The sequence below is a fragment of the Hymenobacter translucens genome, assembly GCF_020685205.1.
GTDB lineage: Bacteria > Bacteroidota > Bacteroidia > Cytophagales > Hymenobacteraceae > Hymenobacter > Hymenobacter translucens.
This window is the reverse complement of the sequence record NZ_JAJERB010000005.1, coordinates 177,055-190,499: the sequence shown is the minus strand read 5'-3', so window position 1 is coordinate 190,499 and position 13,445 is coordinate 177,055. Positions and strand designations below refer to the sequence as shown.

Below are 13,445 nucleotides of genomic sequence, written 5' to 3'. Positions count from 1 at the left end.
GCGCGGCTTCCTTTTCTCAACTCAGATAATCGTCAGTGCTAGCGGGCGAAGCCGATGCCCACGTACACCTGGAACACGTTGTTGCGGATGTCGTTCAGGGCCGTGCTGGTGCTGGTTTTCACCTGCTCCTTGATAATGTCGGCAAAGCCGGCCGTGTAGCGGGCACCAACGCGGGCGGGACCAACGCGGGCCTCTGCACCGGCCGACAGGCCATAGTCGAGGCTGCTGTAGCTGTAGCCGTAGATGGGCGTACCGGCGTTGTTGTTCTCGTTGGCAATCTTACGGTCCTTGCCGTCTTCCTGCACTTTGGTCAGCAAAGACACCTGGGGGCCGGCGTGCAGGCTCACGTTGTCGAGGACGTTGAACACAACCAGTACCGGCAGCTGCAGGTAGTCGAGGCGACGCTCATTTACCGTGGTGCTCGTGCCGGTAGTGGGAGAGTAGGTGGAGCCGCCTTTAAAGCCCTGCCGGCTGTACAGCAGCTCGGTCTGCATCGAGATGCGGGAGTTGAAGCCGTACTGTCCGTAAACCCCGGCGTGGAAGGTCTTGACATTGCCCTGGTCTTTGTAGTTGTCAGCATTGTCGCCGTATACATCGGCCAGGTTGAAGCCGCCCTTCACGCCGAAGCCGGTGTTGCGGGAATCGTTGCCGGCGTCGGGAGCGTAATCGGTGGACTTGGGAACACCAATGGGGCCGTCCTGGGCAAATGCGCCCGTAGCGGCTACGCAGCAGGAGAGGATGAGAAGAAGCTTTTTCATAGGTGAGGTGAGTTTAGGTCAGAAGGAAAATTCAGGCCGACGAACAAGGATATTCGCCAAACCATGAGTATGTCGCTATACTTTCGCCCGGTCAGAAAGTTGCGCCCGGAAGCCAGCCAATCAAAAATTTCTCTGCTCTGGGTGCTTGTACTCAGCCGTCCGCCCGTATCTTTGCCCGCCTTTTGGCCTCCCGGATTTTCCCGGGGCGTTAGCTCAGTTGGTTCAGAGCACTACCTCGACAAGGTAGGGGTCACTGGTTCGAGCCCAGTACGCCCCACGTTTTCTTCACTACCCGGTCCTTCAGGCCGGGTAGTGGCATTTTGAGGCCCCGGGCCGACTCGCCCTGGCACCCCGGCGTCCACTTTGCTGCCCGCTATGCTGTCCATTGCCTGGGCCCCGCTCTACGCCCACCCGTTGCCTGCCCACCACCGGTTTCCGATGCTGAAGTACGAGCTGCTGCCCGAGCAGCTGCTGCGTGAAGGCACGGTGGCGGAGGAAAGCTTCTTCGTGCCCGTGCCCCCGGCTGAAGCCCTGACGCTGGAAACCCACCAGGCCGACTATTACCGCCGCCTGTGCGCCGGCGATCTGACCCGGCAGGAGGAGCGCGCGTCCGGTTTCCCGTGGTCCCCGGCCCTGGTTGAGCGGGAAGTAACGATTCTGGGTGGCACGGTGGAATGTGCGCGCCGGGCCCGGCAGCACGGAATCGCGCTCAATATTGCCGGGGGAACGCACCACGCCTTTGCCGACCGGGCCGAGGGATTTTGCCTGCTCAACGACCAAGCGGTGGCGGCCAACTACCTGCTGCGGCACGAGGCGGGCATTGGCAAAATCCTGATCATCGACCTCGACGTGCACCAGGGCAACGGCACGGCCCGCATCTTTCAGCAGGAGCCCCGGGTGTTCACCTTCAGCATGCACGGCGACCGGAACTACCCCCACCGCAAAGAGCAGTCGGACCTGGACCTGCCCTTGCCCGACGGCACCGACGACGCGGCTTATCTGCAGCTGCTGCGCAACACGCTGCCCCGGCTTTTCCAGGAAGTAGCCCCCGACTTCGTGTTCTACCTGGCCGGCGTCGATGTGCTGGCTACCGACAAGCTGGGCAAGCTGGCCCTGACCCGGGAAGGCTGCAAGCAGCGCGACCGGTACGTGCTCGAAAGCTGCCGGCGCCACGGCGTACCCGTCGTGGTGTGCATGGGCGGGGGCTACTCCGAGAAAATCAGCGACATCGTGGAAGCCCATGCCAACACGTTCCGTCTCGCCCAGGATCTGTTCTGAGCTCCAAGCGCCTTTCACGCTGCAAGCCCCAGGCTTTTTGGCGGAGGCACTCCCGAACGAACTTGCGGCTTGTAGCTTACAGCTTGAAGCTCAAAAGATAACCTGCCACCGGAAGGCCCAGAGCCAGCGCAGCTCATAGGTCTCGATGCCAGCCTGATGGAGCAGGCGCTGCCAGTCCTGGCGGCTGAAGGCCCGGGCGACGGACAGGGGCGCGTCGTTCTGCACAAGGTAAGAGCCGCCGAACAGCCGGGTCAGCCACTTGATGCTGTGGTAGGCCAGCGGATGGCGGTGCAGGTCGTTGATGATGACGCCCACCCGGGCCTGCTCCCGCAGCTGCCGCAGCAGGCGCACCAGGGCTTCATCGGGGAAGTGGTGGCAGAACAGGCTGCAGGTAAGCACGTCGAAGCGCCGGGTCCGGAAATCGTCCGAAAACACGTCGTGCTGCTCGTAGCCGATTTCCGGGTAGTCCCGGCTCTTGCCGGCGGCGTAGTCGAGCATAAAGGTGTTGGCGTCAATACCCGTCAGCACCACGGGCAGGCGCTGCCGGCGGGCCCAGCGGGCAATAACGCGGAGCGTGTCGCCGCCCCCGCTGCCCAGGTCGGCCAGCTGCAGGGGCGTAGCAGCGGGAAAGCGGGGCTTCAGCCGGCTCAGCCCGTCGGTCACGATGCGGTAGCCGCCCAGCCAGGTGTTGATGACTTCCAGTTCGTCGAGGTTCTGCCGCAGCGCCTCGGTGGCCAGCGTCAGGTCGTCCATCAGCTCTTCCTCGCTGGACCGGCGGCTCAGATCAGGCATGGTGCACGCGTAAGAGCATAGCTTCCAGCGTCAGGCCCGGTCCGAAGGCAAAGCTCAGCACCGGCTCCTGACTTTCGGCCGGGGTCAGGGAGGCAAGCAGCTCGCGCAGCACAAATAGCACCGTGGCCGACGACATGTTGCCGTACTCGCGCAGCACCTGGTAGGCGAAGCGGTTGTCGTGGTTTGTCAGCCCCAGCTCCTGCTCAATCGTCTCCAGAATCTTGCGCCCGCCGGGATGAATGGCGAAGGCGTGAATGTCGCTCAGCTTCAGGGGCAGATTTTGTAGCAGCCCGTCGGTGAGCTGGCGGATGCCCTTCTGAATCATGCGGGGCACGTACGATGACAGCGTCATTTCAAAGCCGAAGTCGTTGATATGCCAGGCCATATCAGCGCGGCCGTCGGGCTCGAGGCCGCAGTGAAACGCTTCCAGCGCCAGGCTCGGACCTTGCTCGGCAGGCCGGGCCTGCACTACGGCCGCAGCCGAGCCGTCGCCAAACAGCGCGTTGGAAACCAGGTGGTCGTCTTCCCGGCTTTTCTGAAAGTGAATCGTGCACAGCTCGGTGCAGATCAGCAGCACCCGGGCGTTGGCATCAGCCCGGCAGAAGGCATCGGCCAGCTTCAGGGCATTAAAGGCCGCGTAGCAGCCCATAAAGTTGACGCAGGTCCGCTGTACGCTCGTGGGCAGCCCCAGCGCCTCGACCAGCTCGATGTCGAGCCCCGGCGCGTACATGCCCGTGCAGCTCACCGTGATGAGGTGGGTTATCTGAGCAGGCTGCAGCTCTGGCAGCTGCCGCAGGCAGTCCCGGGCCGCGGCTACCGACAACGGCAGGGCTTCGTGCCGGTACACGCCCATCCGCTGGCCTACCGACGGGAAGGGCTCAATGTCGGGGGTATTCGGAAAAAACGTGAAGTCGCCGTTTTCCCGGGCGTAGTCCGGCAGCACCGAAAAGCGCTGCCCGATGCCCGACACCCGGTAGAGCGCCCGCAGTTTGCGCGTGCCGGCCTCGTCGAGCTGGAGCGCGTTGGCCATAAACGTGGCAATCTGGGGCTGCGGGATGCGGTGGGGCGGGTTGGCAGTGCCAATGGCACAAAGGAAGCTGGTCATTAAGCTCAGTATACGGAGAGACACCCTGCCGCGGGTTGGAGCTGAGCCGCAAGTTACCGGGGGCACACAGTAGCAAGCGGGTCAAATCTGCCGTTAAGGACGGGATTCTAAGTCGAAAGCATTCCGAGGCCATAAAGTTTTACCCCGGCCGGCTCAGAACGGCTGGCCGTGGGTGCGCTGCATCAGGGCCCGCACGGCCCCGGGCCAGTACCGCAGCCCGCCTACGACCAGCTCGCTGAGCCGGGGCCCGCCAAACAGGCGCTGCACAGCCCGCCCTACCTGCAGCCGCCGGCCGAAGTGCGTTTGCCAGTCGCGCTGGTAGCGGGCTTCGAGGGCTTCGCGGGTGGTGCGCCCGGCGAGAAAGTCGTGTACGTGGTCGGAAGCCAGCTGGGCCCCGTGGATGGCCATGGCCATGCCGTTCCCGCAAAGGGGCGTAATCAGCCCGGCCGCGTCCCCGCACATCAGCACGTGGTTTTCGACGCTGGTTTTCGGGGCAAAGGAAATTTCGTTGATAACCTCGGGCTGTGGATACAGAAATTCGGCTTCCGTCAGGATCCGGCGCAGGTGGGGGTTGCGGGCCAGCACCTGCTCTTCCATAGCCGGGATGGTGCCGTGGGTCTTGAGGTTTTGGCGCGTGGTAAGGTAGCAGAAGCAGTACTTGTCTTCTTCGATGGCCGAAATGCCCGCGTACCCGTCGGCGAAGTTGTGCAGGGCAATCAGGTCGCGTGGGAAATCAACGCGCAGGTGGTACTTGACTCCGACGTAGGGGGAGCGTTGCTGAAAAAACGGGCGCTGCAGCTGCCGGTCGAGGCTGGCCCGCTTGCCGTAGGCGCCCAGCACCACCTGGGCCCGCAGGGTCCGCCCGTCGGCCAGCACGACCCGGTGGCAGTTGGCAGCCGGCTCAAACTGCACGTCCGTCACGGTGGACTGCAGCTCGAAGGTCACGCCCCGGCGGCACGCCTGCTGGTAGAGGTAGTCGTCGAGGCAGTAGCGGCTGACGCCAAACCCGCCCAGGTCGAGCCGGGCGTCGAGGGTCCGCCCGGCGGGAGACGTTAGCTGAAACCGGGTAATGGCAGCCGGGCCCAGCGGGGCGGGGTCAACGCCCAGGCGGCGCAGGTAAGGCAACACCTCGTTGGATACGTACTCACCGCAAACTTTATGAAAGGGGTACCGCTTCCGCTCCACTACCGTCACCTGATGGCCCCGGCCGGCCAGGTCGAGGGCAGCCGTGAGGCCGCCCAGGCCGCCGCCAATAATCAGAACGGGAAGCGCAGGAAAGCTTTTAGACACGGGGCAAAAGGTGGGGAAGACTATTGAAAATGAGTTATATTTAGTTAATATGCCTGGGATTAGCCGTATCTTTGCAAACCTAATCTTTAGCCGCTCGTTAGATCAGGCTATCCGACTTGCTCCCAAGTACTTTCTTGCTACTGAATGATGAAACTGCTACGCCTTTTTTTACTGCTGTCATTCTTCAGCCTGGGCCTGATGGGCCATAGCCTGCCTACTGTTGCTCAGCCTACCCGCCCCACGAGCGAGGAAAAGAGCCTGCTTGTTTATCCGAACCCCAGCACCGGTATCGTCCACATTGCTATCAACGGCTTCGAAGGCCGAAAGATTGAGCTGCGGATTCTGAACGTTATTGGATCGGTTATCTACCGTGAAACCCTTACCGAGCTCAACGACCGGTACACCAAGACCCTCGACCTGAGCAAGTTTGCCACCGGCCTGTATTACATCAAGCTGGAATCGGCCAACACCAACGAGATGCGCAAGCTGGTTATCCGCTAAGCTTCCGCTGCTGATTATTATCAAGACCGCGCTGCTCTGGCAGGGCGGTTTTTTTGTGCCGCTAAGGTCAAAAAAATAGCACCTCGCCAGAGGTGCTATCTGCTGATAGAAAGGAAAGTCTACTTGTGGTTGGACCGTACGGGTACGGGCGTCAGCATTTCCTTCAGGTTGTCGAACGTATTGAGGGCCAGCACCGCCGTAGCGAGCAGAATTCCCAGGAAGATAAGCAGGGACATGGGCGTAGAAGTTAAGCTAGAACGGGCAGTCAAAAGTCCGGTAGATAAAGCTCCGCGGGCCTGACTGCTCTTCTAACCCTGAAAGCAGGAATGGGGTTTTAGTATAATTATGTGCTTTTCAGCAGCTGCTCCACCACGTAGCGGGCATCAGCGCCGGCGCCGCCCATCAGCGCTGAGCGGCGGCTGTTCAGCCAGGGCAGCCCCAGAAACGCCAGCCCCGGCGCCTCACTGACTCCCCGGTGGTGCCGGGGCAATCCGTCTTCCCCAAGAACAGGCACCTGCAGCCAGCCGAAGTCGGGACGGTACCCGGTAGCCCACACCACGCCCTGCAGGGGAGCGGAGTCGCCGCTTTCACCTTGTAGTTTGTTGCCGTCGAGTACGCACCGCGCCCGGCCAATAAACTGTACGTTGGCAAAGCGGCGCAGCCGGGCCAGGTCGGCGCTTACAACGGGCTCGGGCCGGGCCAGCAGCCGTCGGCCCAGGGCCGAATGACGGGAGGTGCGCAGCAGGCCACTGCCCATCAGAAAGGCCCACATAGCCGTATTGTTGGGCAAGGCCGGCGTGGTTTCCTGGTAGCAGGCATACACCGGGCGCCCGGTAGCGGCCAGGTCGGCGGCAATCTGCAGGGCTGAGTTGCCGCTGCCAACGACGGCCACGGGGCCGGTGCCGGGCAGCTGAGTTGGCCGCTGGTACCGGCTGCTGTGCAGCTGCTCAATCCCGGAAGCCAGATCCGGGGCAAAGTCGGGAATGCGCGGAGCCGAGAAAGGACCGGTACAAACCACCACCCGCTGCGCCCGGTAGCGGTGGCCCGCCGCAGTGAGCAGATCGTAGCCGCCCGCAACGGCAGTAACCTGCTCGACGCGCTGCTGTAGATGAAGAGGGAAGTTGAAATAAGCTGCGTACTGCTGCAGATAAGCGGCGGTTTCGGCTTTTGTGGGGTACCGCAGTGGGTTGCCCGGCCAGCTCAGCCCAGGCAAACTGCTTACCCAGGCCGGAGAAAACAGGCGAAGGGAGTCGTAGCGGGAAGCCCATACCTGCCCCACCGCCGGCTGCTCGTCCAGCACTACAAAGTCGACGCCGGCCCGCTGCAGGTAGTAGGCGGCGGCCAGACCAGCCTGCCCCGCCCCAATAACTACGGTGTCGACGGATGGGGTAGAGGCTAGAGAGGAGGAAGTCATAAAGAAAGGAAAACGACCGGCAAAATAGACCCTTTGGCCCGGGAAACGGAGGAGGCAGAAAATTCCGGCCTGGTCGGACAGCCCTGGAGCTATCGGTTTCCCGCTGGGCAGCTCACGGAGGCACCAGCGGATCCAGACCAGGTGGCAGCCGGTAAAAGCCTTTTCTGTGGCGGAAAGGGAGAACAGCAGGGGTTTTGAGGCTGTCCGCATTTGCAACCTGGGGAGTGGAGGGGCCAGAGGATGCGTTGAACAGTATAATATTATATAAGCGCTACTTTCTAATAGTAAGCCACTTGCGTTTCTGATTAGGACATGTGTAAGATATTGGCCTAAATGGTAATATTCTCGTAACTTCTGTCTACCTAGTACCCATGATCTTTGCCAGGATTTCAATTCGGGCAATTCCGCTCTTTCCCATTTTTTTCACATCCATCACCACACCTATGAAGCGTACACTTTACCGTTTGTTTGCCTTCTCGCTGCTGGGCACCGCTGCCTTGTCCTGTTCGCGTAAGGAGGATGTAGCTCCCGTTGCCGAGCCAACTGCCGTTTCGCAAAGCTTCGATGCTACCCGGGATGGACACCTGACCATGGGCAACCCCAGCGGTGCGGTGACGGATGCGACGAATTATCCGAACAACTACCTGATGAGCAAAAGCCAGTTCGTGCTTTCGTACAGCCGCGACCGGGGCAAGCCCAACTGGGTAAGCTGGCACCTGAGCTCGGCTTGGCTGGGCAGCACCCCGCGCCAGGACAACTTCTCTGCCGATGCTACGCTGCCAACTGGCTGGTTCCGGGCCACGAGCAGCTCATACACCGGCTCGGGCTTCGACCGGGGCCATAACTGCCCCTCGGCTGACCGCACCGGCTCGATTGCCGACAACTCGGCCACCTTCCTGATGACCAACATGATGCCCCAGGCATCGGTAAACAACCAGCAGACCTGGGCTGGCCTGGAAAACTACTGCCGCACGCTGGTCAACCAGGGCTACGAGCTCTACATTATCTGTGGCAGCTACGGCTCCGGTGGCACGGGCCTGAACGGCTATGCCACCACCATTGCCAGCGGCAAGATTACCGTACCCAGCCGCTGCTGGAAAGTAGTAGTGGTATTGCCCCAGGGCACGTCGGATGCCAGCCGCGTCACGACCAGCACCCGGGTTATTGCCATCGATACGCCCAACACCACCAGCATCGGTACCAGCTGGGGCGCCTACCGCACCACGGTTGATGCCATCGAGCAGGCCACCGGCTACAACATTCTCTCCGCCGTGTCATCCACGGTGCAGTCGACCGTTGAGTCGCGCGTCGACAGCGGCCCCACCCAGTAAACGGGCTGGTGAGAAAGCAGGAGCGTTGGTTGTAAGAAATAGGTAACCTTCAGGTTTTTATTTCGTTAACCTCTTCCCGCCCAGCTATTCTTTGCTGCATTAATTGTACTTTTGTCTACTGAGTGAGAAGGAGAATTGTGTTGAACCTGGAAAGCCGCGCTGCAACGCGGCTTTCTTCTTTTCTCCCCGTCAGTGTACGCTGCCGGAAGCGCGGCCCTTGCAGTACCAGGCACCCTTCCGGCAGCGGGCCCCGCCTGCCCGGGCTACCAATTAAAAGCGCCCCTGCCGACAACTCGTCGGGTAGGGGCGCTTTTCTTGTTTAGCGCAGACGCTGCGGGCGTTACTCGCCGCTGTTGGCGGGCAGGCCCACGCTGCCATCCTCAATGGTGGGGATGGTGTTCATAAAGGAGCGGAAGTTCATGGCGATTTCGCTGGCCAGGGCGTTGGCCTGGGCCGCTACCCGCCGGTCGTTGTGGCTTTTGTCGATGTTCTTGTCGGCGGCCAGCTCCGAGAGGTATTCGTCAAGCGAAATCGTCTGATTCGGGTTTTTCTTGGGGTCCGGCACATACCGGAACGATCCTACGCTATAGGTATAGCCCTGGCTCGTGCAGTTGAATATAAACTCAAAGCGCACAATGGAAATCTGGTCTTTACCGGCCGCATTCACCGGCTTCACCTTGCTCGTACCGATAACCCGGATGCTGCCCGTGCTGGGGTCGGTCTTGAACTCGGAGGTTGGGGTGTAGGCAAAATGGTTCTGGGCCCAGTCCAGTCCGCGCCGGTACAGGGAGCCTTTGTTGGTATTATCGACCGGAACCCGCTCGCTGTACTCGATGGGAGCGGAGGACTGTGCCCAGACGGTGGACGACGAGGACAGCAAAGCGGCAGTAAGTATGTAAAACAGTACTTTTTTCATGGCATAGTCCGTTCAAAGGAGTAGAGATACAGTTCAGAGGCGACGAAGCTGTTAGGTCAGTATTGTAAATGTAATCCCGGGAGTTGTATTTTTTTCACTTTAGTAAAATTATTTTTTTGTGAAGTTAGGGTGCCTGTCAGCGTCAATAGCGCTGATTAACAGCGTTAAAACGTTTCTTTTTCGACTGTAGGGCTGTGGAATACATTTTGTTTTATTTATGATTTATATAATTATTTTGCTTAAATGTTTTTGTCTGTGCGTCAGGCGTAACATTTTGGTAACATAAACTTAACGCCGGGCATTAAGACCGGGCCTGAGGCGTTTGGTACTTTTGCGACGTGCTTCACCTCAATCAAACTATCTGATGAAGCGCAGAACCTCCCATAACGCGGTTCTGCGAAAAGACCGGAAGGTCTTTTCCCCTATTGATTCTTCCGTTTTTCTGTTTTCCCCGTTTTGCCGCTCCGGTTTCCGCAGCGGTTTTTTTATGTCCGGCCCAAACGGCCGGATGCGGGGCTCCGTGGCTTCTCCATTTTTCACCATACCAACTTCCAACCCCCGCTAACATGCAAGACAACCTCGCCCTCGCCCAGGAAATGACCGTGGCTGCTGCCGCCACGCGCAACGTCAACCTCAGCACCGACCCGCGCCGCATGGCCGTAATCAAGGTGTGGGACGCCATGTTCCGCGGGGCCCGCAAGTATGTAGAGTCGGAAGGCTTCATGGCCGTGCACAACATGCCCCACATTGTGGGCGTGACCGGCGCCTGCGAAAACACCGACACGCTGTTCACCATCGACTGGTACGACGGCAAGAAGATGTTCCTGCCCCAGAGCAACCAGCTCTACATCGAGATGCTGACCCAGGCCGTGGAAGGCGGCCGCGTGTACGGCGAAATCCAGAGCTTCCGCAAGGAGCTGACCGCGGATAACCGCCGTCTGGCGCAGTTCAGCCTGTTTGAAATCGAGCACATCGGTGACCTCGACGAGCTGCTCGGCCACCTCTCCGGCATTGTGGCCGGCGCCGCCCGCCAGGTTGCCCAGGACTGCGAAAAGGAGCTGGCCTTGTTTGGCCGCAACGCCGCCGACCTGAGCAACCTGACCTTTAAGCGCATGACCTACGCCGACGCCGTGGAGCTGCTCAAAACCGAGGGCTTCCCCGAGCTGGTGTTCGGCGACGACCTGGGCGCTACCCATGAAGGCCGCCTCACCGAGCTGATGGGCCCGATGTTCGTGACGCACTACCCCGAGGAAATCAAGTTCTTTAACATGCGCAACAACGACGAGGACCCCCGCGTGGTAAACTCCTCCGACCTGCTGCTGCCCCTGGCCGGCGAGTCGGCCGGCTCGGCTGAGCGGGAGTTCGACGGTGCCAAGCTGCGCGAGAAGCTGGCCAAAAGCTCGATGCTGGCCGGGCTTATCCGTCAGGGCATGAAGCTGGAAGACTTCGAGTGGTACCTGAGCTTCCACGAGGAGCACGACGTGAAGCTGCACTCCGGTGCCGGCGTGGGCATGGCCCGGGTAGCCCAGTTTATCCTCGGCCAGACCGACATCCGCGACTGCGTACCCTTCCTGATCAACCGCGACAACGTTATCTAAGGAAGCGGTTGGCTGATAGCTAGTAGCTGTTAGCTTTTGAAGAAGCCGCAATGATGTCGTTGGCAAACTGCCAATGGCGCTACTTTAAAACCTGTTGGCTGTTGGCTGTTGGCCTTTTAGACAAAGGGCTAACAGCCAACAGCTATTAGCAAACAGCTTTAATAAAGCCATGCAACTCGGAAATCTTACCCTGCAAAGCCCGATCTGCCTGGCCTCGGCGCCCTGGCAGCTGGAAGGGGCCGGCTACGAGCGGCTCGGCGCCATTTTCACCCGTACCGTCACGATGGAGCCCCGGCCCGGCCGCTACGAGGCCGGCATCTGGCAGGTGGCCGATCAGACCCTGCTCAACGCCACTAACATGCGCACCGAAAGCGCCGAAATCCTGGTGCAGGAGCATTTGTCGGGGCTGCTGCGCTACGGCGTGCCGGTGCTGGTGAGCGTAACGGCCCCGGGTATTCCGGGCTTCCGCAAGATTGCCCGCTTTCTGCACCGCGAAGCGGGCTCCCAGATTGCCGGGGTGGAAGTGTACATCACCTGCCCTGAAACCGGGCGGGGCACCGACATTACGCCGAAGTTCGTGCGCGACGCCACCGAAGCGGTGCGCAACGAGCTGGGGCCCGACGCCGCCGTGGTGGTGAAGCTGCCGCCCTGGCCCGACCACATCCGGGGGCTGGCCCTGGGCGCCCAGGAAGGCAGCGCGTCAGCCCTGGCCGCTACCAATATTCTCAAAGCCCTGCACCTGCCCGACGACGCCACGGCGCCCCCGCTGGTAGGCGGCTTGTCGGGTGAGGCGCTGCGGCCGGTGGCTTTGCGCTGCGTGTACGAGCTGGCCCACGACGAGCTGCTAACCCTACCCATCTTCGGCACCGGGGGCATCTTCACGGCCGGCCACGTGGTCGACTACCTGCGGGTAGGCGCCAGCGCGGTGCAGATTGCCAGTGGCGAATGGCTGGCGCCCGGCCTGACGGCCCGCCTGGCCGCCGAGTGCGAGAATCTTAAACCAGAAACTGTAGCCACCACATGGAAAAGCTGATTCGCCGGGTCCGGGAGGCCCACACCCTGCTCTGCATTGGCCTGGACCCCGTGGGCCCCGACGATACCGTGGCGCTGAAGCTGCGCACCATCATTGCCCAGACCGCTGACTACGCCGCGGCCTACAAGCCCAACCTGGCGTTCTTTCTAAGCCGGGAAGGGGGCGTGGAGCTGCTGCGCGAAATCGTGGCGCTGGTACCGAAAGAAATTCCGGTGATTCTCGATGGCAAGTTTGGCGACATCGCCAATACCGCCGAGCACTACGCCGCCTTTGCCTACGACCGGGTAGGAGCCGACGCCGTGACGGTAAACCCCTACATGGGCGACGACGCCATCGTGCCCTTCGCGCGGCCGGATAAGATGGTGTTCGTGCTGGCCAAAACCTCGAACAAGCCCGCCCACTCGCTGCAGGACGTGGCTTTGACCCGGGGCGGCTACGTGAGCGACCTGGCCGCGCGGGTGTCGTGCGCGCTGGATCAGCAGCACCACAACATTGGCCTGGTGGTAGGCGCTACCGACCCCGCAGCTCTGGCCCGGGTGCGGACGGCCTGCCCCGACCAGTGGTTTCTGGTGCCCGGCGTGGGTACCCAGGGCGGCGACCTGGCCGATACCATCAAAGCCGGCCTGCGCGCCGACGGCAGCGGACTGCTCATCAACGCTTCCCGGGCTATCTGGCAGGCGGCTGATGCCGGCACGGCCGCCCGCGACCTGGTTCGCCAAATCAATTTCTACCGCCCCGCCCTTGCTTATGCCTGATCCTGTTTACGCCACCACCCTGGAGCAGCAACTGATGGAGGAAGACGCGCTGCTGCGCGGGCACTTCCGGCTTTCCTCCGGTCTGCACTCCGATACCTACGTGCAGTGTGCCCGGTTTCTGCGCTGCCCCGACCTGGCCGCGCCGGCCGCCGCCGAGCTGGCCCGGCAAATCCGGGAAGCTGGTTTGCAGCCCGACATCGTGGTGGGCCCGGCTATGGGCGGGGTGGTGATTGGCTATGAGCTGGCCCGGCAGCTGGCGGTGCCCGGCATCTTCACCGAGCGCGACGAATCGGGGCAGATGACCCTGCGCCGCGGCTTTTCGATTGAGCCCGGGCAGCACATCATCATTGCCGAGGACGTGGTCACGACGGGCAAAAGCACCCGGGAAGTAGCGCGGGTGCTGGAAGGGCTGGGTGGAAAAATTTTAGCCGTGGCGAGTTTAATTGACCGCACGGGTGGGAAAGCCGAGCTTTCTTTTCCGACCTTTGCCCTGCTGCCGGTAACGGCGGCCACCTACGCACCTGATGATTGCCCGCTGTGCCGGGCAGACGTTCCGGTGGTGAAGCCCGGCAGTCGGCCGGAAAAAGCGTTTTCTTAAACCTACTCCCCTGGCAAACGGCCGCGGAGCAAGGCATTTTCGGCGTACCCCGCCTGGGGTAGGCTTCCTCAGGTCG

13 protein-coding genes and 1 tRNA gene are annotated in these 13,445 nt (G+C 61.4%); 8 read left to right on the top strand and 6 right to left on the bottom strand.

What is annotated here, in order from left to right; all coding sequences use genetic code 11:
- Positions 1 to 38: 38 nt before the first annotated feature.
- Entirely contained in the window at positions 39 to 758 is a 720-nt protein-coding gene (locus LJY25_RS12875) for a porin family protein (RefSeq protein WP_227608755.1), read from the bottom strand.
- Positions 759 to 960: 202 nt separating this feature from the next.
- Between LJY25_RS12875 and LJY25_RS12870 the strand changes: the two genes are divergently transcribed.
- Together LJY25_RS12870 and LJY25_RS12865 are read left to right on the top strand one after the other, a co-directional pair.
- Positions 961 to 1,035 (top strand) — tRNA-Val (locus LJY25_RS12870).
- A gap of 98 nt (positions 1,036 to 1,133) precedes the next feature.
- Positions 1,134 to 2,036 carry a histone deacetylase family protein gene (locus tag LJY25_RS12865; RefSeq protein ID WP_227608754.1) on the top strand — a complete coding sequence of 301 codons (903 nt, stop codon included), beginning with the start codon at positions 1,134 to 1,136 and terminating at the stop codon, positions 2,034 to 2,036.
- A 90-nt stretch (positions 2,037 to 2,126) separates the two neighbouring features.
- On the opposite strand, the gene LJY25_RS12860 is transcribed toward LJY25_RS12865, so the two are convergent.
- The 3 genes from LJY25_RS12860 to LJY25_RS12850 form a co-directional block, all read right to left on the bottom strand.
- Complete coding sequence (locus LJY25_RS12860) at positions 2,127 to 2,828, bottom strand: methyltransferase domain-containing protein (protein WP_227608753.1); 702 nt, start codon at positions 2,826 to 2,828, stop codon at positions 2,127 to 2,129.
- A complete protein-coding gene (locus LJY25_RS12855) occupies positions 2,821 to 3,933 on the bottom strand; it encodes a type III polyketide synthase (protein WP_227608752.1) in 1,113 nt (370 codons plus the stop codon). Before LJY25_RS12855 ends, LJY25_RS12860 begins: the two co-directional genes overlap by 8 nt.
- Before the next feature lie 153 nt (positions 3,934 to 4,086).
- The gene (locus tag LJY25_RS12850; RefSeq protein WP_227608751.1) at positions 4,087 to 5,223 is read right to left on the bottom strand and encodes an NAD(P)/FAD-dependent oxidoreductase; all 1,137 of its coding nucleotides are present in this window, start codon (positions 5,221 to 5,223) and stop codon (positions 4,087 to 4,089) included.
- Between the two features lie 144 nt (positions 5,224 to 5,367).
- Here LJY25_RS12850 and LJY25_RS12845 point away from each other — a divergent pair, with 144 nt between their 5' ends.
- Positions 5,368 to 5,724, top strand: a complete 357-nt coding sequence (locus LJY25_RS12845; RefSeq protein WP_227608750.1) for a T9SS type A sorting domain-containing protein — start codon at positions 5,368 to 5,370, stop codon at positions 5,722 to 5,724.
- 343 nt (positions 5,725 to 6,067) lie between these two features.
- Here the strand turns inward: LJY25_RS12845 and LJY25_RS12840 are convergent, their stop codons facing one another.
- Complete coding sequence (locus LJY25_RS12840) at positions 6,068 to 7,138, bottom strand: flavin-containing monooxygenase (RefSeq protein WP_227608749.1); 1,071 nt, start codon at positions 7,136 to 7,138, stop codon at positions 6,068 to 6,070.
- Between the two features lie 443 nt (positions 7,139 to 7,581).
- Between LJY25_RS12840 and LJY25_RS12835 the strand changes: the two genes are divergently transcribed.
- Positions 7,582 to 8,469: a DNA/RNA non-specific endonuclease gene (locus tag LJY25_RS12835; RefSeq protein ID WP_227608748.1), complete on the top strand. Its 888-nt coding sequence runs from the start codon at positions 7,582 to 7,584 to the stop codon at positions 8,467 to 8,469.
- Positions 8,470 to 8,809: 340 nt separating this feature from the next.
- Here LJY25_RS12835 and LJY25_RS12830 read toward each other — a convergent pair whose 3' ends face one another.
- Positions 8,810 to 9,385, bottom strand: a complete 576-nt coding sequence (locus tag LJY25_RS12830; RefSeq protein WP_227608747.1) for a DUF4468 domain-containing protein — start codon at positions 9,383 to 9,385, stop codon at positions 8,810 to 8,812.
- 566 nt (positions 9,386 to 9,951) lie between these two features.
- Between LJY25_RS12830 and LJY25_RS12825 the strand changes: the two genes are divergently transcribed.
- From LJY25_RS12825 to pyrE, 4 genes are all read left to right on the top strand, one after another.
- Positions 9,952 to 10,983 carry an amino acid--tRNA ligase-related protein gene (locus LJY25_RS12825; protein ID WP_227608746.1) on the top strand — a complete coding sequence of 344 codons (1,032 nt, stop codon included), beginning with the start codon at positions 9,952 to 9,954 and terminating at the stop codon, positions 10,981 to 10,983.
- 169 nt (positions 10,984 to 11,152) lie between these two features.
- Complete coding sequence (locus LJY25_RS12820; RefSeq protein WP_227608745.1) at positions 11,153 to 12,016, top strand: dihydroorotate dehydrogenase; 864 nt, start codon at positions 11,153 to 11,155, stop codon at positions 12,014 to 12,016.
- Positions 12,004 to 12,771: an orotidine-5'-phosphate decarboxylase gene (pyrF, locus tag LJY25_RS12815; RefSeq protein ID WP_227608744.1), complete on the top strand. Its 768-nt coding sequence runs from the start codon at positions 12,004 to 12,006 to the stop codon at positions 12,769 to 12,771. Before LJY25_RS12820 ends, pyrF begins: the two co-directional genes overlap by 13 nt.
- Positions 12,764 to 13,369 carry an orotate phosphoribosyltransferase gene (pyrE, locus tag LJY25_RS12810; protein WP_227608743.1) on the top strand — a complete coding sequence of 202 codons (606 nt, stop codon included), beginning with the start codon at positions 12,764 to 12,766 and terminating at the stop codon, positions 13,367 to 13,369. The genes pyrF and pyrE overlap by 8 nt, the downstream gene beginning before the upstream one ends.
- Positions 13,370 to 13,445 lie beyond the last annotated feature (76 nt).